Origin of the sequence: Microbacterium sp. (genome assembly GCF_044508325.1) — a bacterium.
In the GTDB taxonomy this organism is placed as follows: domain Bacteria; phylum Actinomycetota; class Actinomycetes; order Actinomycetales; family Microbacteriaceae; genus Microbacterium.
In genome coordinates this window covers 1-18,908 of sequence record NZ_JBIQHX010000028.1, presented here as the reverse complement: position 1 = coordinate 18,908, position 18,908 = coordinate 1, and the positions used below count along the sequence as shown (strand labels likewise).

Annotated in this window: 16 protein-coding genes; 2 read left to right on the top strand and 14 right to left on the bottom strand. The window is 71.6% G+C overall.

What is annotated here, in order from left to right; translation table 11 throughout:
- The 7 genes from ACIWQI_RS14930 to ACIWQI_RS14900 form a co-directional block, all read right to left on the bottom strand.
- The coding region (locus tag ACIWQI_RS14930) for a molybdenum cofactor biosynthesis protein MoaE (protein WP_396658599.1) at positions 1–398 on the bottom strand (398 nt) is incomplete at its 3' end.
- A complete protein-coding gene (locus ACIWQI_RS14925) occupies positions 395–874 on the bottom strand; it encodes a molybdenum cofactor biosynthesis protein B (RefSeq protein ID WP_396658597.1) in 480 nt (159 codons plus the stop codon). The genes ACIWQI_RS14925 and ACIWQI_RS14930, both read right to left, overlap by 4 nt.
- A 56-nt stretch (positions 875–930) precedes the next feature.
- Positions 931–2,157 (bottom strand): MFS transporter, encoded by a 1,227-nt coding sequence (locus ACIWQI_RS14920; RefSeq protein WP_396658595.1) that lies wholly within the window; start codon positions 2,155–2,157, stop codon positions 931–933.
- Between the two features lie 67 nt (positions 2,158–2,224).
- Complete coding sequence (locus ACIWQI_RS14915; RefSeq protein WP_396658593.1) at positions 2,225–4,855, bottom strand: multicopper oxidase domain-containing protein; 2,631 nt, start codon at positions 4,853–4,855, stop codon at positions 2,225–2,227.
- Positions 4,842–5,975 (bottom strand): hypothetical protein, encoded by a 1,134-nt coding sequence (locus tag ACIWQI_RS14910; protein ID WP_396658591.1) that lies wholly within the window; start codon positions 5,973–5,975, stop codon positions 4,842–4,844. Before ACIWQI_RS14910 ends, ACIWQI_RS14915 begins: the two co-directional genes overlap by 14 nt.
- A gap of 48 nt (positions 5,976–6,023) precedes the next feature.
- Positions 6,024–8,423 carry an FdhF/YdeP family oxidoreductase gene (locus ACIWQI_RS14905; RefSeq protein ID WP_396658589.1) on the bottom strand — a complete coding sequence of 800 codons (2,400 nt, stop codon included), beginning with the start codon at positions 8,421–8,423 and terminating at the stop codon, positions 6,024–6,026.
- Positions 8,424–8,485: 62 nt separating this feature from the next.
- Entirely contained in the window at positions 8,486–10,381 is a 1,896-nt protein-coding gene (locus tag ACIWQI_RS14900) for a helicase HerA-like domain-containing protein (RefSeq protein ID WP_396658587.1), read from the bottom strand.
- A gap of 64 nt (positions 10,382–10,445) precedes the next feature.
- Between ACIWQI_RS14900 and ACIWQI_RS14895 the strand changes: the two genes are divergently transcribed.
- Positions 10,446–10,892, top strand: coding sequence for a hypothetical protein (locus tag ACIWQI_RS14895; protein ID WP_396658586.1), 447 nt, complete (start codon positions 10,446–10,448; stop codon positions 10,890–10,892).
- Between the two features lies 1 nt (position 10,893).
- Here ACIWQI_RS14895 and ACIWQI_RS14890 read toward each other — a convergent pair whose 3' ends face one another.
- On the bottom strand, positions 10,894–13,341 hold the full coding sequence (locus ACIWQI_RS14890; RefSeq protein ID WP_396658584.1) for an HAD-IC family P-type ATPase: 2,448 nt from the start codon (positions 13,339–13,341) through the stop codon (positions 10,894–10,896).
- Positions 13,338–13,967, bottom strand: a complete 630-nt coding sequence (locus ACIWQI_RS14885) for a phosphatase PAP2 family protein (protein WP_396658583.1) — start codon at positions 13,965–13,967, stop codon at positions 13,338–13,340. The genes ACIWQI_RS14890 and ACIWQI_RS14885 overlap by 4 nt, the downstream gene beginning before the upstream one ends.
- A 41-nt stretch (positions 13,968–14,008) precedes the next feature.
- Here ACIWQI_RS14885 and ACIWQI_RS14880 point away from each other — a divergent pair, with 41 nt between their 5' ends.
- A complete protein-coding gene (locus ACIWQI_RS14880) occupies positions 14,009–14,512 on the top strand; it encodes a nitroreductase family deazaflavin-dependent oxidoreductase (RefSeq protein ID WP_396658581.1) in 504 nt (167 codons plus the stop codon).
- On the opposite strand, the gene ACIWQI_RS14875 is transcribed toward ACIWQI_RS14880, so the two are convergent.
- From ACIWQI_RS14875 to rplJ, 5 genes are all read right to left on the bottom strand, one after another.
- Positions 14,509–14,922 (bottom strand): VOC family protein, encoded by a 414-nt coding sequence (locus ACIWQI_RS14875; RefSeq protein WP_396658579.1) that lies wholly within the window; start codon positions 14,920–14,922, stop codon positions 14,509–14,511. The two genes, ACIWQI_RS14880 and ACIWQI_RS14875, sit on opposite strands and share 4 nt — an antisense overlap.
- A gap of 88 nt (positions 14,923–15,010) precedes the next feature.
- Positions 15,011–16,162: a cystathionine gamma-synthase gene (locus ACIWQI_RS14870; protein WP_396658578.1), complete on the bottom strand. Its 1,152-nt coding sequence runs from the start codon at positions 16,160–16,162 to the stop codon at positions 15,011–15,013.
- Positions 16,163–16,283: 121 nt separating this feature from the next.
- Entirely contained in the window at positions 16,284–17,663 is a 1,380-nt protein-coding gene (locus ACIWQI_RS14865; RefSeq protein WP_396658576.1) for a cystathionine beta-synthase, read from the bottom strand.
- 114 nt (positions 17,664–17,777) lie between these two features.
- The gene (rplL, locus tag ACIWQI_RS14860; protein ID WP_396658575.1) at positions 17,778–18,176 is read right to left on the bottom strand and encodes a 50S ribosomal protein L7/L12; all 399 of its coding nucleotides are present in this window, start codon (positions 18,174–18,176) and stop codon (positions 17,778–17,780) included.
- 43 nt (positions 18,177–18,219) lie between these two features.
- Positions 18,220–18,735, bottom strand: coding sequence for a 50S ribosomal protein L10 (gene rplJ / locus ACIWQI_RS14855; RefSeq protein WP_396658573.1), 516 nt, complete (start codon positions 18,733–18,735; stop codon positions 18,220–18,222).
- Positions 18,736–18,908 lie beyond the last annotated feature (173 nt).

The window sequence follows — 18,908 nt, the reverse complement described above, 5'->3', positions numbered from 1 at the left end:
CCGTCGGCCTCGACCTGGCGCTTCCAGATCGGGAGCCCGTGCTTGATCGACTCGATGAGCGCCCGGCACACCGTGAAAGCGTCGCCGCGATGCGCGGCGGCCACGCACACGATCACCGCGGCGTCCCCCACCGCGAGCCTGCCCACGCGGTGACTGACGGCGACGATCGCGTCGGTGCCGCCGACAGCCTCCTCGGCGAGGCGGCGCAACGTCGCCTCGGCGTCGGGGTGCGAGCTGTACTCCAGCGCCACGACGGTGCCCGCGGCATCCGGGTCGTGGTCACGCACCCGCCCCACGAACGTGCACTCCGCCCCCATCGTCGGGTCGTCGACGAGTGCGAGGTGCTCGTCGAGCACCAGCGGCTCACTGCTGATCGCGGCGCGACGGACGGTGGTCATGGGTGGTCCTCCCCGCTGAGCTGGTCGACCACGTGCTGGGCGACCGACACGATGACCGGCATGCCCGAGACCACGGCCTTCGGCGACCCGGGAAGGTTCACGATCAGTGCGTCGCCGGCGACCCCGGCGAGGCCGCGCGACAGCATCCCGGCGGGCTTCTCCGCCGCGCTGCGGCGACGCAGCTCCTCGGCGATGCCGGGCAGGTCGCGGTCGAGCACGGCGGCCGTGCCCTCGGGGGTGCGGTCGAAGGGGCCGACGCCGGTGCCTCCGGTGGTCACGACCACCCGCACCCCGGCGGCGAGCAGGCCGCGCAGCGCCTCGGCCACGCGCTCGGCCCCGTCCGGGATGATGAGCGCATCGTCGCACGCGAATCCGGCCGCGCGCAGCGCCTCGACGGCGACCGGACCGCCCGTGTCGGCGCGCGTGCCGGCCGCCGACCGGTTCGAGACGGTCACCACGGCGGCCTTGACGGACATGAGGCCAGTCTAGGGATGCCGCGGACCGGCGGCCCGCGGGGCTCAGCGCAGCGCGGTCAGCTCTTCGGACGGGCGTCGCGCAGCATCCCCGCCACCACGAGCGCCGCCGCGCCCACGAGCACGAGCAGCCACAGGCCGAGCGCGTACGAATTGGTCTCGGCGTGGTAGGTGGCTCCCATGACCAGGGGCGGGAAGTAGCCGCCCAGGCCGCCCGCCGCGGCGACCACGCCCGTGACGGCGCCGACCTTGTCGGGCGGGGTGGAGGGCCCGATCCAGGCGAACACGGCGCCCATGCCGAGGCCCATCGCGGCGGCCATGAGCAGGAACACGACGCCGGTCAGCACGCCCTCGGGAGGCTGCTGGCCGACGACGTAGGCGGCGGCGACGATGCCGGCGAGGGAGATGAGGGAGATCACCTTCGGCCCGAAGCGGTCGGCCAGCACGCCGCCGATGGGGCGCGCGATCACGGCCGCGGCGGCGAACATGGCGGTGCGCGTGCCGGCGCCGACGGCGTCGACCTCGCCCGGATAGATCGTCAGCAGGTACTTGGGCAGGTAGGTCGAGAACGCCACGAATCCGCCGAAGACGATCGCGTAGAGGAAGGACATCTGCCAGGTGATGATGAGCCTCAGCGCTCCCATCACCTTCGGCACGAGCTTCTGACGACTCGGGGTCCACACCGGCGACTCCCGCATGACGAACCACACCAGCAGGGCCCAGAACACCATGATCCCGGCGATCACCAGGTGCGTCGGCCAGTACCCGATCCACTCCACGAGCCGAGGGGTGAAGAACGCCGAGACCGCGGTGCCGATCATGCCCATGCCGAACACGCCGGTGGCGAACCCGCGTCGCTGCGGCGGGAACCAGGCGCTGGAGAACGGGATGCCGACGGCGAAGATCGTGCCGGGGATGCCGAGGATGAGGCCGGCGAGAAGCAGCAGCGGGTAGCTGCCGATGCTCCCGGCGACGGCCACCAGCAGCACGGCGGGAACCCCCAGCAGCAGCAGCGCGGCGAACATCGTGCGCCCGCCGAACCGGTCGGTCATCGCGCCCACGACGATGCGGCCGAGGGCGCCGACGAGCACCGGCATCGCCAGCATGATCGAGATCTGCCCTTGATCGAGCCCCATCGTCTCGCCGTAGATGTTCTGCAGCGGGGCGATCGCCATCCACGCCCAGAACCCCACCGTGGAGGCGAGCGTGGCGATGACGACCTGGATCATGCCTCCGCGCAGATCCGGTGCTGCGGCGGTCTCCGCTGCGGGGGCGCTCGTCGACATCGCCGGCTCCGATCGTCAGAACGTCAAGGGCGTCACCGGTCACGCTAGCGGCGCGGATGCCTCGGCGTCACCCTTTCGGTGCGGACTCGATGTGGAACACGCCGCGCGCGCCCTTCTCGGCGTCGCTCATGCGGTGCGTCACGAACGGATAGTCGCCTGCCTCCGGGAACGCGAGCTCGACGAATCCGCCCTGCGCCGGCTGCAGCGCGAGCGCCTGGGCCCCGCCGGGCCCGCCCGGCTCGAGCGTGAAGGCGCCCTCGAGGTAGACGGTGTCGAACTGGCCTCCGACGACGTGGAACGACGAGGCCACGTTGGGTCCGGCATCCAGCACCCAGATCCGCACCCGTTCGCCGACGGATGCCGCCAGCGGACGGTGCACGTACTGATCGGCGTAGCCGTTGAAGGCCACCAGGTCGGGGGCGACGACGGCGAGCTTGTCGGCGTCGGCCGGCTGCTCCTGCGGGCCGAGGTACAGCTCGCCCTGCACGAGCAGATACTCCCGGTCGACGGAGGCGAGGTCGGGCGGGTCGATGATCACCGCGCCGTACATGCCGTTGGCGATATGCATCGACATCGGCATCGTCGAGCAGTGATACATCCAGATGCCGGCCTTCGTCGCGGTGAAGGTATAGGTGAGCGTCTCCCCGGGCTGGATGGTCCGCATGGGCTCGTTCGGCGCGAGCGACCCGGCGTGGAAGTCGATGGAGTGGCCGATCGTGCCGTCGTTGACGAGCGTGATCTCGAACGTGTCGCCGACCTTCCCCCGCAGCACGGGCCCTGGAGCGGTGCCGCCGAAGGTCCATCGCTCCTGGCGGATGCCGGGGGCCACCTCCTGGACGATCTCCTGCGCCTCCAGGGTGATGCGGTGCAGCGTCCCCTCACCTGCCGGGGCGAGGGAAGCCGGCCACGGCTCGAAGCCGGGGGCGGGCTCGGCGCCGTCGAGGTCGATGTCGTCTGCGGCGCTGGGCGCGCCCGGGTCCGCGCCATGGGCGTGGCCGTCCGATCCGGCGGACGAGCCGGCATCCGCGGCCGCACCGACGGCGACCACGGTGAGCTCCATGCCCATCTGCCGGTGCCCTGCGATCGAGCACCACCCGGCCATGTCCGCCCCGATCACGCCCACGTCCACGGTCTCCGACGCGCCGGGGGCGAGCCGGGCGGTGCGCACGCCGTTGGCGAAGGTCAGGTCGTGCACGTCGGTGCCGGTGTTCTCGAAGGTGACCTCGAGGGTGTTGCCGACCGGCACCTCGATGACGTCCGGTGTGAAGTGCATGCCCTGCACCTGCACGGTCACGTGGGTGGTCTCACCGGTGGCGACGACGTCCGCGGCGGGCGCGGCGACCGCGATGCCCGCGGCGGCGGGATCGGCGGCGACTCCCCCGGCCACGCACAGCGCGAGCACCGCGAAGCCGGCGACGAGTCCGCCCGCGCGGCGGGGCGGCGGCGGGGCCGCGGGAGCCGGCATCCCGATCCCCACCCGCCCGCTGCGGTCGGGACTGCTGCCCTCGCCGCGACGCACGCGCCGCCCGACGACCAGCGCGCGGATCACGAGCACCAGGAAGGCGACGACCACGCCCGCCGCGACGAACGAGAGCAGCACGCGGGCCAGGCTCGGCATCGGCAGCAGGTACAGCAGGATCGAGCCGTTGAACGCGACCACGCGGAACGCCCAGCCCCGATCGAGCACCTCCGCGCCCGCCTTCGCCGCCTTCGGGCTGCCCATCGCGACCACCGGGAGCAGGTAGCTCATGGCGCCGCTGACCAGCTGCACGGCGAAGCCCGCCACGAGCGGCCCCAGCACGACGAGGTACGCGTCGCGCAGTTCGGCCCAGCCGGGCAGCAGCACCGCCTGCACGGCGAGGGTGGCTGCGGCCCCGATCACCCACGCGAAGGCGCAGGCGAGGCTCCAGCCGGCGAAGGTGCCCGGCGGCATGGTGCGCGCCTGGCGCCAGCCCTCCCGGGCGATCAGAAGGGCACCGGCCAGCCACACGGCCATGCCCACCGCCACGAGCGCCTGCACGCCCACGAGCGGGCCTGCCGCCGCGATCGCGAGCCCGGCCAGCAGGATCCACAGGGCGCGGCGGCCGGCGGCATCCGCCGACTGCTGGATGCGGGCGTGCAGCACCGTCGGCCACAGCAGCACGAGGGTGCCCAGAGCAGTCAGACCGATCCAGCCGTAGGCGTTGAGCACGATGTGCGCGGTCACGAGCCGGTCGGTGAGAGCCGGGTCGCCGGCCATGACGACCCCGATCGCGATGCCCCCGAGGAAGACGACCGCCGCGGCGACGTAGTAGCGCACCAGCGGTGCGAACCGCGCGGGCAGGGCGCCGCGGGACTGGATGCCGAGCAGCACCGCGTGCACGACGATCGCCGCCCCCACGACGACGGCACCGGCCACGACGAGCGGGAGGGAGCCGGTCACCACCCCCGCGACGACCGTCAGGGCCCCGACGGTGTGCCCGCCCAGGCGGATGCCCAGACCGACCCGTCCGCCGGGCGCCGCGCGGCGCAGCAGGGTGTCGGCGAAGTGCTGCGACCAGATGAGGATCGCCGCGGTCGCCGCGCCCAGCAGCGGCAGGTGCACCATGAGCCACAGCGGCTGGTCGACGAATCGGTGCACCCCGACGGCGACGACCGTCAGCACGATCCACCCCAGCACCACCGCGTTGGTGACCAGGTACCAGTCACGCCGTGACACGGGCCTCGTCCTCCTTCATCCCGCGGGCACGCTCACGCGCCCGGTCGCGCAGCGACAGCGTCACCGCGGCGACGCCGAACAGCACCATGGCCGCCGCGGCGCCGATGCCGCTGAGCTGCAGCCCCGGCACGCTCCCCCAGGCATCCCCCACCACCACCCGCACCAGCAGCGACGCCTGCAGCAGGGCCACCGGCAGGTACAGCACGGGGTGGAAGGGAATGCGCACCCGCAGCACCGCGGGCAGGATGATCGGCGCGTGCGCCATGATCATCGTGATCACGAAGCCGAGGAACACCGCATGGGTGGTCGCGTCGTACAGGGGCCCCTCGGTCTGCGGCCCGCCCAGCAGCCAGCCGACGCCGGCGACGGCCAGCCACGCATACCCCGCGAACAGGCACACCGCGACGTACTTCGGCAGGCCCCGCTGGCGGATCGTCGCCCGTGCGACGTCGTACCGCACGAGCCACGCCACGATCGCGAGCAGGGCGAGGCCGGCGAGCGGGACGGCCACCACCGGCATGGTGAGCGAGAGCAGGGCGGATGCCGCAAGCCCGACGCCCAGCCAGAGCAGCAGCGTCTCGGCGAAGCGCCCGGGCGCGGCCAGTCGCGCCAGCTCGAGGCGCTCGCCGGCGATGGTGAGCACGAGGAATGCGCCCAGCTGCGGCACGAGCCACGCCGGGGGCACACCGCCGCACCACGCGACGGCGGCGGCGACGGCGATGACCGCGCCGGTTCCCTGCACGGCGGTGGCGGTCATGGGCTGGCGGCGCCAGATGGCGACGTACTGCGCGCAGTGCCCGATGGCGGCGGCGGTGATCAGCGCCTGGCCGATGCTCAGCGGCAGCGGCAGCAGGGTGGCGATCGCCCCCGTCGCGAAGAGGATCGGGGCGGCGTACGCCCACGCGGCACGCAGGGCGACAGCCCGCTCGAGGCTGATCAGGGTGCCGACGAAGCCGAAGACCAGCAGCGGCGCGTGCATGTCGGGCAGGCGCGCGGCAGGCATGGGCAGCGGCACGCCCATGAGCAGCAGCCCGGCGTTCAACCCCAGCAGGAGGAGCACAGCCGCGGGGGCCACGATGAACAGACGGGATCCCGGGCCGCTCCGCGGCGAGTGGTCCACACCTCCACGCTACGCGAGGTGGCGACAGGGAGGATCGGCGTCTCCCTCTCAGCGGTGCTCGAGCCGGATCACCACCGACTTCGAGGTCGGCGTGCCCGAGACATCCGCCATCGAATCCAGCGGCACCAGCACGTTGGCTTCGGGGAAGTACGCCGCCGCGTTGCCGCGCGGGGTGTCGTAGGCGACGATGCGGAACTGCTCGGCCCGACGCTCCTCGACACCGCCGTCGGCCCCCGAGCCCGTCGAGGGGCGGCGCCACTCCGAAACGAGGTCGACGATCTCGCCGTCGGCGAATCCCAGCTCGACGATGTCCTTCGGGTTCACCATGACGACGCGGCGGCCGCCGGTGATGCCGCGGTAGCGGTCGTCCTTGCCGTAGATGGTGGTGTTGTACTGATCGTGCGAGCGCAGCGTCTGCAGCAGCAGGCGTCCGTGCGGGATGAACGGGTACACGAGCGGGTTCACCGTGAACATCGCCCGCCCGGTCGCCGTGGCGAACCTGCGCGCGTCGCGCGGGCCGTTGGGCAGATGCAGCGTGCGTCCCTTGTCGATCTTCTGCTCGTAGTCGGCGAAGCCCGGCACGACGCGGGCGATGTGCTGCCGGATGAGCGCATAGTCCGCCTCCAGCGCGGCCCAGTCCGCCTGCGGCGCGCTGCGGTCGCCGGTGGCGGAGCCAGCGGAGACGCCTTCGACCGGTCCGCCGGGTTCCGTCTCGGCGCCCCGGTCGAACAGCAGCGCGCACAGGCGGGCGATGATCGCGACCTCGCTGAGCATGTCCTCCGCGGGCGGGGCGAGCCGGCCGCGTGAGGCGTGCACGGCGCCCATCGAGTCCTCGACGGTGATCTTCTGCTCGGCGAAGGATCCGTCCGTGCCGCGCCGCCGGTCACGGTCGGTGCGGCCGAGCGTCGGGATGATCAGCGCGCGCCGGCCGGTGACCACGTGCGACCGGTTGAGCTTGGTCGACACGTGCACCGTGAGGTCGAGGTTGCGCATCCCCTGCTCGACCACGGCGGTGTCGGGCGTGGCCGACACGAAGTTGCCGCCCATGCTCATGAAGAACTTCGCCTTGCCGTCGCGCATAGCGCGGATCGCCTCGACGGTGTCGTACCCGTGCGGCCGGGGCGCCGTGAAGCCGAACTCCTCGTCGAGGGCCGACAGGAACGCCTCGGACGGCTTCTCGTAGATCCCCATCGTGCGATCGCCCTGCACGTTCGAGTGGCCGCGCACCGGGCACACGCCGGCCCCGGGCCTGCCCATGTTCCCCTGCAGGAGCAGCACGTTGACGATGTCGCGCAGCATCGGCACCGAGTGCTTGTGCTGCGTCAGGCCCATCGCCCAGCACACGATCGTCGCCGGGGACGTCCGCACCAGGTCGGCGACGCGCCGCAGCGTGTTCTCGGGCACGCCGGTCGCGGCCACCAGCTCGCGCCACGGCACGTCGGCCATGGCCTGCCGGTAGGCCTCGAAGCCGCTCGTGTGGTCGGCGATGAAGGCGGTGTCGAGCACACCGCCGTGCTCGGCCTCGTACTCGAGCAGATGCTTGCCGATCGCCTGGAACAGCGCCTGATCGCCGCCGAGGCGGATCTGCACGAACTCGTCGGCCATCTTGGTGCCGCCGAGGATCACGCCCTTGACGGTCTGGGGGTTCTCGAAGCGCACGAGCCCCGCCTCGGGAAGCGGATTGACCGCGACGATCGTGGCGCCGTTGCGCTTGGCCTTCTCGAGCGCGCTGAGCATGCGGGGGTGGTTCGTGCCCGGGTTCTGCCCCGCGATGATGATGAGGTCGGCCCGGTGCACGTCGTCGATCGACACCGTGCCCTTGCCGATGCCGAGCGTCTCGGTCAGCGCCGACCCCGACGACTCGTGGCACATGTTCGAGCAGTCCGGCAGGTTGTTCGTGCCGAACCCGCGCACGAGCAGCTGATACAGGAACGCCGCTTCGTTCGAGGTGCGGCCGGACGTATAGAAGATCGCCTCGTTCGGGTCGTCGAGCCCGCGCAGCTCGTCGGCGATGGTCTGCAGCGCGTCGTCCCACGAGATCGGGCGATAGTGGGTGGCGCCCTCGTCGAGGATCATCGGATGCGTCAGCCGTCCCTGCTGCCCGAGCCACCAGTCGTCGTGGCCGGCGAGTTCTTCGAGGGAGTGCTGCGCGAAGAACTCGGGCGTGACACGGCGCACCGTCGCCTCCTCGGCGACCGCCTTGGCCCCGTTCTCGCAGAACTCGGCGACGTGCCTCTTGTCCTCCTCGGGCCACGCGCACCCGGGGCAGTCGAAGCCGTCCTTCTGGTTGACCTTCAGGAGCGTCTGGACGCTGCGGGTGATCCCCATCTGCTCGTACGAGATCTGCAGCGCGTGCAGGACCGCCGGCACCCCGACCGCCCTCTTCTTCCGGTCGCCGACCCTCACTCTGCTCTCGTCGATGTCCTCACGGGGTGCCTTCGTCGCCATGACCCCATGCTAGGCCGGACGCCGAGCACCCGGCGCCGCGACCGGCGCCCGCTCCTGGTGGGTCAGCGGCGGCCGGTGCCGAAGATGCCGCGGATCACGCCGCCCAGGATCGTCTGCGTCGTCTTGGAGTTGAGCACCTCTTCCAAGGGCGAGGTCGGCGTCTTGCGCGACGCGGTGCGGGAGCTGCCGGAGGTCTTCTTCAGAAGTCGCTCGTACTCGGCCTGTGCCTTCTTCTCGGCGGCGGCCTGAGCCTTGTCGATGGCCGCCTTCTGCTTGGCGTACTCGGCATCCGCCTTCGCCTTCTCCAGCGCCGCCTGCTCGGCCCTGGCCGCCTCTTCGGCCGCGTTCATCTTGGCAGCGAGCAGCTCGCGGGCCGACTCGCGGTCGATCGCGGTGCCGTACCGGGCCAGCAGCGGGGATGCCTTGACCGCCCGCTCGATCTCGGGGTCGGGCGTCGGCGACATGAGGCCCTGCGGCGCGCGCATGCGCGTCCACGCGACGGGCGTGGGAGCGCCCTTCTCGCTCATGACGGTGACGATCGCCTCCCCGGTGCCCAGCTCCTGCAGCACGCGTTCGAGGTCGTAGCCGGACACGGGGTAGGTGCCCACCGTGGCGCGCAGGGCCTTCGCGTCGTCGGGGGTGAAGGCGCGCAGCGCATGCTGCACCCGCGAGCCGAGCTGGCCGAGCACATCGGAGGGCACGTCCTTCGGCGTCTGCGTCACGAAGAACACGCCCACGCCCTTCGAGCGGATCAGGCGCACGGTCTGCACGATCGCGGAGAGGAAGTCCTTCGAGGCGTCCTTGAACAGCAGATGCGCCTCGTCGAAGAAGAACACCAGCTTGGGCTTGTCGAGATCGCCCACCTCGGGGAGGATCTCGAACAGCTCGGCCAGCAGGTACATGAGGAACGTGGAGAAGAGCGCCGGCTTGTCGGCGACCCCGGGCACCTCCAGCAGAGAGATGATGCCGCGCCCGTCGGCGGCGGTGCGCAGGAAGTCGTTCACGTCGAACTCGGGCTCGCCGAAGAAGACATCCGCCCCGTCGTCCGCGAAGGTGATGAGCTCGCGCAGGATGACTCCGGCCGTCGCCGACGACAGGCCGCCCAGGTTCTTCAGCTCGGCCTTGCCCTCATCGCTGGTCAGGTAGCTGAGCACCGCCCGCAGGTCACTGAGGTCGACCAGGGCCAGGCCGTTCTCGTCGGCGTAGTGGAAGACCAGGCCGAGGCTCGACTCCTGCGTCTCGTTGAGCCCGAGCACCTTGCTCAGCAGCAGCGGCCCGAATCCGCTGACGGTCGCACGCACCGGCACGCCCTTGCCGATGCCGCCGAGGGCGAAGTACTCGGTGGCGGAGGCCTCCGGCTTCCAGTCCTGCCCGATGGCGCGGGTGCGGGCCAGCAGCTTGTCGCTGGATTCACCCGGCGTCGCCACGCCGGACAGGTCGCCTTTGATGTCGGCGGCGAACACGGGCACTCCCTTGGCCGCCAGCTGCTCGGCCAGTCCCTGCAGGGTCCGGGTCTTGCCGGTGCCGGTGGCGCCGGCGACGAGGCCGTGCCGGTTCATCATGGCCAGCGGGATGCGGATCTGCGCCTCCGGGACCGCCTCCGTGTTCACCAGCGCCCCGAGGTCGAGGGTCTCGGCCTCGAAGGTGTATCCCTTGATCACGGCGGCGACCTCGTCGGCGTCGAGCGGGCCGGAGCCCGCGCCGCCGGCATCCCCTTCCGCCGCCCCCGCGCCGCCCGTGTCCGGGACTGCGTCTGGGACCGGGACTGCCTCTGGGTCCGGGCCTGCGCCTGCGTCCTGCCCCTCCGCCGATCCCGCCGCCTGCGCGGCCGCCGCGGCGGCTTCGGCGGCGGCGAGCGCCGCCTTGGCCTGCGCGGCCTTGGCGGCCGCTTCTGCGGCTTCGGCTTCTGCGCGCAGGCGCGCGAGTTCGGCGGCGGCGACGGCGTCGGGCTCAGTCATGGCGTCAGCCTACCGACGCCGCGGCACCGCTTCGCAGGGCGGTGCCGCCCGATACAGTGAACGCGTGCCGTCGACTCCGTCCCGCGCCTCGATCGTCGTCGTGACGATCGCGATCGTCCTGGTGTACCTGAGCGCGCTCAGCAGCGTCGCCCTGGGCATCCTCATCATGCTCAGCCGCTACCGCGTGCCGGACGATCTCGTGCTGGTGGTGACCCTCGTCGGTGCCGCGACCATCCTGCTCGGCCTGCTCATGATCGCGGTCGCCTCGGGGCTCTCCCGGGGCAGCCGGTTCGCACGCGTGCTCATCACCGTGTACTTCGGTCTCCTCGTCGTGCTCAACGTCATCACGATCGTGAGCTCGGACGACTGGGATGCCTTCAGCGTCGTGCAGACGATCGTGCAGGCACTCGTGGTCGCGGCGCTGTGGGTCCGGCCCGGCTCGCTGCGGTTCCCGCCCCGATCAGCGTCCGCCGAACCGGCGGGACCCGGGTCGGAAGCCGTCGCCGCCTGACTCAGGCGAGCTGGCGCGCCACGTACCGGCGGTGGAAGAAGCGCACCACCTCGATCAGCCCGATCGCGAGGATCGTGATGCCGGTGAGCAGCCAGGCCGCCTCCTCGCCCGGGTCGACGAGCTGGAAGAACTGCGTCGCGAGCGGGATCGTGAACAGGCCGATGAGGGCGATGAACATCGCACCGATGACGAGCACCTTGAAGCGGGTGACCGGCCGCGACAGGACCGTGAGCACCCAGATGCCCACGATCGCGAGGATGATCGTCGCGCCGGTTCGCAGCTCGGGTTCGTCGATGCCGAGCCTCATCGCCCCGAGCGTGTACAGCAGCAGCGAGACGGCGATGACGACGCCGGCGGGGATCGCGAAGCTGAGCGACCGTCGCAGGAACCCGGGCACGTAGCGCTGCTTGTTGGGCATCAGTGCGAGGAAGAACGCCGGGATGCCGATGGTCAGCCCGTCGGTGATCGACAGCTGCCGCGGCAGGAAGGGGAATTCCAGCACGAAGAATCCGAACAGGAGGGCGAGTCCGGTCGCGTAGGCGGTCTTGGTGAGGAACAGCATCGAGACCCGCTCGATGTTCGCGATCACCTGCCGGCCCTCCGCGACCACGTCAGGCAGGTGCGAGAAGCGGCCGTCGAGAAGCACGAGCCGGGCCACCGCCTTGGTCGCCGCCGCACCGGAGTTCATCGCGATGCCCAGGTCGGCGGTCTTGATCGCCAGCGCGTCGTTGACCCCGTCACCGGTCATCGCCACGACGTGCCCGCGACCCTGCAGGGCGATCACGAGTCGTTTCTTCTGCTCGGGGGTGACCCGGCCGAACACGAGGTGCTCGTCGAGCACCTCGCCCAGGGCGGCGTCGTCGTCCGGGAGCTTGCGGGCATCGAAGCCGTCCGCGGCGTCCAGGCCGACCTCCCGCGCGATGGCGGCGACGGTGCGGGGGTTGTCGCCCGAGATGATGCGGATGCCGACGTCCTGCGCGCGGAAGTACTCCAGCGTCTGCGCGGCATCCGGCCGCACCTGCTCGCGGAAGGTGAGCACGAGCACGGGGGTGACGCCTGCGGGCAGCCGCTCGGCGTCGACGTCGGCGTCGGTGAGAGCCGTGTCGGTGTGCGCGAGCACGAGGGTGCGCCGGCCCGTGGCGGCGAGCTCCGTCACGGCGCGGCCGAGGTCGCTGGACGGATCGGATGCCTCGTCCCCGAAGACCATCTCCGGAGCGCCCATGACCCAGGTGCCCCCGGGGGCGCCGGCGAAGGAGACGGCGTTCCACTTGCGTGCCGACGAGAACGGGATGGTGCGGGCGACGTCCAGCGGCCGCTCGACCGGGTACGGCCCCTGCAGGCAGCGCGCCGTGGCGTTGGCGTCAGGGGCGGCCCCGTACCAGGCGAGGACGGCGGCGGCGTCGGGAGCCTCCGCGCCGAGCGGGTGCACGGCGTCGAAATCGATGTCGCCGGCGGTGAGGGTTCCGGTCTTGTCGAGGCAGATCACATCGACCCGGGCGAGCCCCTCCACCGCCGGCAGCTCGTTGACGAGCACCTGCCGGCGGGCGAGCTTGGCCGCGCCGACGGCGAACGCGATCGACGTCATCAGCACCAGGCCGAGCGGGATCATCGCCGTCAGCGCCGCGATCGTGTTGACCACCGCCTGCACCCAGCCGCCCGTCTCCCAGGCCGTCGCCCAGCCGCCGGCGACCATCACCTGCGCGTTGAGCACGAGCAGTCCGATCGGGCCGATCGCCCACGCCATGAACTTCAGCACCCGGTCGATCGAGGTGCGCAGCTCGGAGGCGACCAGCGAGAAGCGCTTCGCCTCGTCGGCGAACCGGTTGGCGTACGAGTCCGCGCCGACCCGGTCGACCTGCGCATCGCCTTCGCCGGCGACCACGATCGAGCCGGAGAGGGCCTCGTCGCCGGGGCGCTTGTCGACGGCATCCGACTCGCCGGTCAGCATCGACTCGTCGATCTGCAGGGCTCGGGAGGCCACCACCACCGCGTCGGCCGGCACCTGATCGCCTGCCCGCAGCACCAGGATGTCGTCCATCACGACGTCGATCGGAGCGATCTCGACCTCCGCGCCGTCGCGGCGCACCCGGGCGCGGGGTGCGTTCAGCAGGGCGAGACGGTCGAGCGCCGCCTTGGCGCGGAACTCCTGCCAGCAGCCGATGATCGAGTTCATCAGCGCGGCGAAGCCGAACAGTGCGTCCTGCCAGCGGCCGAGCAGGAACAGCACGAAGAAGCACGCGAAGATGATGCCGTTGAACAGGGTGAACACGTTCGCCCTGATGATCGTCCAGACGCTGCGGCTGGTGTCGGGTCGGAAGTCGTTCGTGCGCCCCGCGGCGACGCGCTCGGCGACGTCGGCGGCGGTCAGACCGGTCGCGGGGTCGGTCCGCACCCGCACCGCGGAATCGGCGGTGTCGTGCGTCGAGGCGGGGGGCGCGGCATCCGTCATGCCGTCACTTTATCGAGAGCCTCTCGCCGCAGCGGCTTGGCGAACGCCGCCGCGACCAGAAGCGCCGCCGCGGCGCCGATCAGGGCGCCTCCGACCGTGTCGCTGAGCCAGTGCGCGCCGAGGTAGGTGCGCGAGAAGGCCATGAGCACGACCCAGGCGGCGCCGGCGACCGCTGTCCACACCCGTGGGAACAGCACGAACAGGGCCATCGCGACCGTCGCGGCGTTCGCGACGTGACCGGACGGGAACGAGCCGAAGTCTGAGAGCACCAGGATGTCTTCCGGCCGGGCACGGCCGACCAGGTGCTTGAGCACCTGGACGAAGGCGACGCTGGCCACCTCGGCGACGAGGAAGTACGCCGCGCCCCACGGCCGGCGCAGTGCGAACAGCAGCGCCGCCCCTCCCAGCGGCACCACGAGGATCGCCATCCAGCCGCCGCCGACCACGTCCATGGCGAACGAGAACCACAGCAGCACGGGTCCGCGCAGCGGCACCAGGAAGTCCTGCCACGCCCGGTCGATCGGCAGCGGCCCGTCGTCGACGCCGATCAGGATGCCGACGGTGAGCATGGCGGCTGCGGCCAGCAGCGCGGCTCCGGCCCACAGACTCGCTCGTGCACGCGGCATCCGCCCATCCTGCCAAACCCGGACGCGCCATGATGGGAGGTGTGACCGTCACCGATGTCGTTCGGGCCTGCATCGCCCCATTCACCCGCACCCGCGCCTTCCGTGCCGCGGGGCCGAGGCTGCTGCCGCCGCTGGAGCGTCTGCTGGCGCGCCTGACCGGTGGCCGGGTGCAGCTGAGCGCGCTGCTGGTGCCCTCGCTCGTCCTGCACACGACGGGGGCGAAGTCGGGCACGCCACGCGAGGCTCCGCTCATGTACACGCCGGACGGCCACGGCCGTGCGATCGTGGCCGGGACGAACTTCGCCGGGGCGCGGCATCCGGCCTGGACGACGAACCTGCTCGCCCACCCGGACGCCTGGATCACCGTCCGGGGCCGCCGGATGCCGGTGCATGCCACCCCGATCCCCGCCGAGGAGCGCGACGCGGCGTGGGCGCGCATCGAGCGGCAGTGGCCCGGATACCGCTCGTACGAGCGCGAGTCCGGGCGCACGGTGCGCCTGTTCCGGCTGCAGCCGGTGCGCGCGCACTCGTCGCGCGACGGCTAGGGCCGCTCGGCCCCGTCCAGGCGCGCCTCCGGCTGCGCGGGCTCGAACAGCTCGACCGGATTGCCGGCAGGATCCTCGATGAGCACCTGCCGACCGCCCACGCCGGTGACGATGTCGTTGCGGAACCGCACTCCGGCCGCCCGCAGCGACGCCGTCAGCCCGTCGAGGTCGTCGACCTCGAGGGCGAAGCGGTTCCAGCCTCCCGGCTGCGGGACGGCTCCGTCGGGCATCGCCTGACCGCCGCCGCCGGGGCCGCCCGGAGCACTGAGGTTCAGGCGCAGATCGCCGCGAGCGACCATCGCGAACGACGGGGCGGGATGCATCACCTCTGCGAAGCCGAGAAGCCCGGTGTAGAACTCCAGTGCCCGGTCGACGTCGTCGACGATGTAGCGCACGCTGACTGTCGGCATCGCGACCGCCTCCTGGGTTCGCCGGCTGAGGTCCGACGTTACTCCGTCGGGCGGGAGCGGCGGCGATCGCCCAGCGAACTCGGAGCGATCAGATGCGCCCCAGCGCCTCCTCGAGGTCGGCGATGAGGTCGCCGGCATCCTCGATCCCCACCGACAGGCGCACGACGTTCTCGGGCACCGCCAGGGCTGTGCCCCGCAGGGAGGCGTGGGTCATCTCGGGCGGGTAGCCGATGAGCGACTCGACGCCCCCGAGCGACTCGGCCAGCTGGAACAGCCGCGTCGACTCCGCATATGCGCGCGCGGCGGCGGGTCCGCCCGCAAGGCCCAGGGCGAGCATGCCGCCGAACGCCGTCATCTGCTTCGCGGCGATCTCGTGGCCGGGGTGCGAGGCGAGTCCCGGGTAGTAGACGGTCTCGATCTCGGGGCGCCGCGCCGCCCATTCGGCGATCGCCTGCGCGTTCTCGGAATGCCGCTGCATCCGCACGGCGAGGGTCTTGATGCCGCGCGAGGTGAGCCACGCGTCCAGCGGCGCCGAGACCGCCCCGACGGCGAACTGCTGGAAGGAGAGCGCCTCCAGCAGCGTGTCGTCGCGGAGCACGACCGCACCGCCGAGGACGTCGGAGTGCCCGCCGAGGTACTTGGTGGTCGAGTGGACGACGGCGTCCGCGCCGAGCTCGAAGGGCCTTTGCAGCGCGGGCGAGGCGAACGTGTTGTCGACCACGAGAAGCGCGCCGGCGCCGTGGGCGATCTCGGCCAGAGCGGGGATGTCGGTGATCTTCAGGAGCGGATTGCTCGGGGTCTCGGCCCACACGATCCGGGTGGTGGGGCGGATGCCGGCGCGCACCGCGTCGAGGTCGGAGAGCTCGAGCGTCGTGGTCTCCACGCCCCAGGGCCCCAGGACGCTGGTCAGGAGCCGATAGGTGCCGCCGTAGACGTCGTTGCCGAGGATGACATGGTCGCCGGGCCCCAGGGTCCCGCGCAGCAGCGCGTCCTCCGCGGCCAGGCCCGACGCGAACGATCGGGCGTGGGCGCCGCCCTCGAGGGCGGCCAGCTGCGTCTCCAGCGCCGTCCGCGTGGGATTGCCCGCGCGGTTGTACTCGTAGCCGCCGCGGAAGCCGCCGATGCCGTCCTGCACGAAGGTGGAGGTCTGATAGATCGGCGGGATGATCGCGCCCGTCGTGGGGTCGAACGCCTGGCCGGCGTGGATCGCGCGCGTGTCGAAGTGCTGCTCGTTGCTCACCTTTCGAGCCTAGGACGCCGCCGCGGCGCGCGCTGCGGACGTTACGCCCGGTGACCTCCCGACGCCTCGGCCCCTGCACCGGCCCCGCTGAACGCCTGGAGTGGTGCACCGGCGAGCGCCCTCAGTCGCGCGGGCCGCCGCCGCGCCCGAGATACGCCAGCAGGTCCTGACGCGTCACGACGGTGTACGGCTTGCCGTCGCGGGTCACCAGCAGCGCGTCGGCGGTCGCGAGGGCGTCGCGGGCCTGGGCGACGGAATCGTGCACGCCGATGAGCGGCAGGCGATCGCCCACGTGCTGGGAGACGGCATCCGTCGTCTTCGCCTCGCCGCGGAAGACCTTGTCCAGCAGGCTCTTCTCGTCGATGGCGCCGACGACCTCGCCCATGACCACCGGCGGCGGCGCGCTCAGCACGAGCAGCTGCGAGACCCCGTACTCGCGCATCAGCCCGATCGCGTCGAGCACGGTGTCGGTGGGTCGGGCATGGACCAGATCCGGGATGCCTGCGGCACGGGTGGCCACGACATCGGCCACCTTGTCGACCCCGTCGCCCTCGGTGAAGCCGTACTCGCGCATCCACTGCTCGTTGAAGATCTTGCCGAGGTAGCCGCGGCCGCCGTCGGGCAGCAGCACCACGACGACGGCGTCGGAGGGCAGGTCGCGGGCGATGCGCAGGGCGCCGACCACCGCCATCCCGCTCGACCCGCCCACCAGCAGGCCCTCTTCGCGGGCGAGCCGGCGGGTCATCGCGAACGACTCCGCATCGCCGACGGCGACGATCTCGTGCGGCACCTGCGGATCGTAGGCGCCCGGCCAGATGTCTTCGCCGACCCCCTCGACGAGGTACGGGCGGCCTGTTCCGCCGCTGTACACGCTTCCTTCGGGATCGACACCGACGATGCGGACGGTGTCGGACTGCTCGCGCAGATAGCGCCCGGTCCCCGAGATCGTGCCGCCGGTGCCGATGCCGGCGACGAAGTGCGTCACCTTCCCCTCGGTGTCGCGCCAGATCTCGGGTCCGGTGGTCTCGTAGTGGCTGCGCGGGCCGTTGGGGTTCTCGTACTGGTTGGGCTTGAACGCTCCCGCGATCTCGCGGGCGAGCCGGTCGCTCACGCTGTAGTACGACTCGGGCGAGTCCGCAGGCACCGAGGTGGGCGCGACGACGACCTCGGCGCCGTAGGCGGTGAGGACGTCGATCTTGTCCTGCCCCACCTTGTCGGGCACGACGAAGACGCAGCGGTAGCCGCGCTGCTGGGCGACCAGGGCCAGTCCCACGCCGGTGTTGCCGCTGGTGGGCTCGACGATCGTGCCGCCGGGCTGCAGCTGCCCGGACGCCTCCGCGGCGTCGATGATGCGTGCGGCGATGCGGTCCTTGCTCGAGCCGCCCGGGTTCAGGTACTCGAGCTTGGCGAGCACCGTGGCGGCGATGCCGTCGGTGACCCGGCCCAGTCGGACCAGCGGCGTATCGCCGACCAGATCGAGGACGGATGCGGCGAACTTCATGCCTTCACGCTAGCGGGGCGCCGCGGCGCCCACAGCCCGGGTTACGCGGAGACGACGAACGCCCCGGGGGTGTGCCCCGGGGGCGTTCGCGTCACACGCGTGTTGCAGCGCGACTCACTTGAGGGTGACGGTGGCGCCGGCCTCCTCGAGGGCGGCCTTGGCCTTGTCGGCCGTCTCCTTGTTCGCGCCCTCGAGCACCGGCTTCGGCGCGGCGTCGACGACGGCCTTGGCCTCGCCGAGGCCGAGCGAGGTGAGCTCGCGGACGACCTTGATGACCTGGATCTTCTTGTCGCCGGCAGCCTCGAGGATGACGTCGAACGAGTCCTTCTCCTCGGCGGCCTCGGCCTCGCCACCGGCACCGCCGGCGGCCGGCGCGCCAGCGGCGGCGACGGCGACGGGGGCGGCAGCGGTGACCTCGAAGGTCTCCTCGAACTTCTTCACGAACTCGCTGAGCTCGATCAGCGAGAGCTCCTTGAAGGCGTCGAGCAGCTCGTCAGTGGTGAGCTTTGCCATGATGATTCTCCTTGTTTCTGGTTTCGTGTTCGCCGGACCTGCGTCAGGCCGCGGTCTCCTGCTTCGCACGCAGCGCATCGACCGTGCGGACGGCCTTCGACAGCGGGGCGTTGAAGACGTATGCCGCCTGGAACAGCGAGGCCTTCATCGCGCCGGCGAGCTTCGCCAGCAGGACTTCACGGCTCTCGAGGTCGGCGAGCTTGTTGACCTCATCCGCGCTCAGGGGTGCTCCGTCGAAGAAGCCGCCCTTGATCACGAGAAGAGGGTGTGCCTTGGCGAAGGCGCGCAGGCCCTTCGCGACGGCGACCGGGTCGCCGTGCACGAACGCGATGGCCGACGGACCCTTGAGGTCGTCGTCCAGCGACGAGATCCCGGCATTGTTCGCCGCGATCTTGGTCAGCGTGTTCTTCACCACGGCGTACTCCGCGTCCTGACGGATGCTGTTGCGGAGCTCTTTGAGCTCGGCAACCGTCAGGCCGCGGTACTCGGTCAGCAGAACGGCGGTCGAGTCCTCGAAGTTCTTCGTGAGCTCGGCAACCGTGGCTTCCTTCTGCGCCATGGCCACTCCTTGTCTGTACGAGACGCACCGCGGTGGCGGGGCGCCGGCCTCGGCGCCGGCCAGCTCTGGACAAAGAGAAGAGCTCCGGCGCAAGCGCACGGAGCTCGAGGGATCGATTTCGTGTCACCTGCGCGGGCCCCTGCTCAGCAGTGCTTCGATCCTCGCGCTTGCGC

Bases quoted from the DNA above. Each gene is read 5' to 3' on its own strand.
- rplL (WP_396658575.1), bottom strand. From the start codon at position 18,176: ATGGCAAAGCTCACCACTGACGAGCTGCTCGACGCCTTCAAGGAGCTC.
- ACIWQI_RS14920 (WP_396658595.1), bottom strand. From the start codon at position 2,157: ATGTCGACGAGCGCCCCCGCAGCGGAGACCGCCGCAGCACCGGATCTG.
- ACIWQI_RS14925 (WP_396658597.1), bottom strand. From the start codon at position 874: ATGTCCGTCAAGGCCGCCGTGGTGACCGTCTCGAACCGGTCGGCGGCC.
- ACIWQI_RS14885 (WP_396658583.1), bottom strand. From the start codon at position 13,967: ATGCCGCGTGCACGAGCGAGTCTGTGGGCCGGAGCCGCGCTGCTGGCC.
- ACIWQI_RS14900 (WP_396658587.1), bottom strand. From the start codon at position 10,381: ATGACTGAGCCCGACGCCGTCGCCGCCGCCGAACTCGCGCGCCTGCGC.
- ACIWQI_RS14905 (WP_396658589.1), bottom strand. From the start codon at position 8,423: ATGGCGACGAAGGCACCCCGTGAGGACATCGACGAGAGCAGAGTGAGG.
- ACIWQI_RS14865 (WP_396658576.1), bottom strand. From the start codon at position 17,663: ATGAAGTTCGCCGCATCCGTCCTCGATCTGGTCGGCGATACGCCGCTG.
- ACIWQI_RS14890 (WP_396658584.1), bottom strand. From the start codon at position 13,341: ATGACGGATGCCGCGCCCCCCGCCTCGACGCACGACACCGCCGATTCC.
- ACIWQI_RS14875 (WP_396658579.1), bottom strand. From the start codon at position 14,922: ATGCCGACAGTCAGCGTGCGCTACATCGTCGACGACGTCGACCGGGCA.
- rplJ (WP_396658573.1), bottom strand. From the start codon at position 18,735: ATGGCGCAGAAGGAAGCCACGGTTGCCGAGCTCACGAAGAACTTCGAG.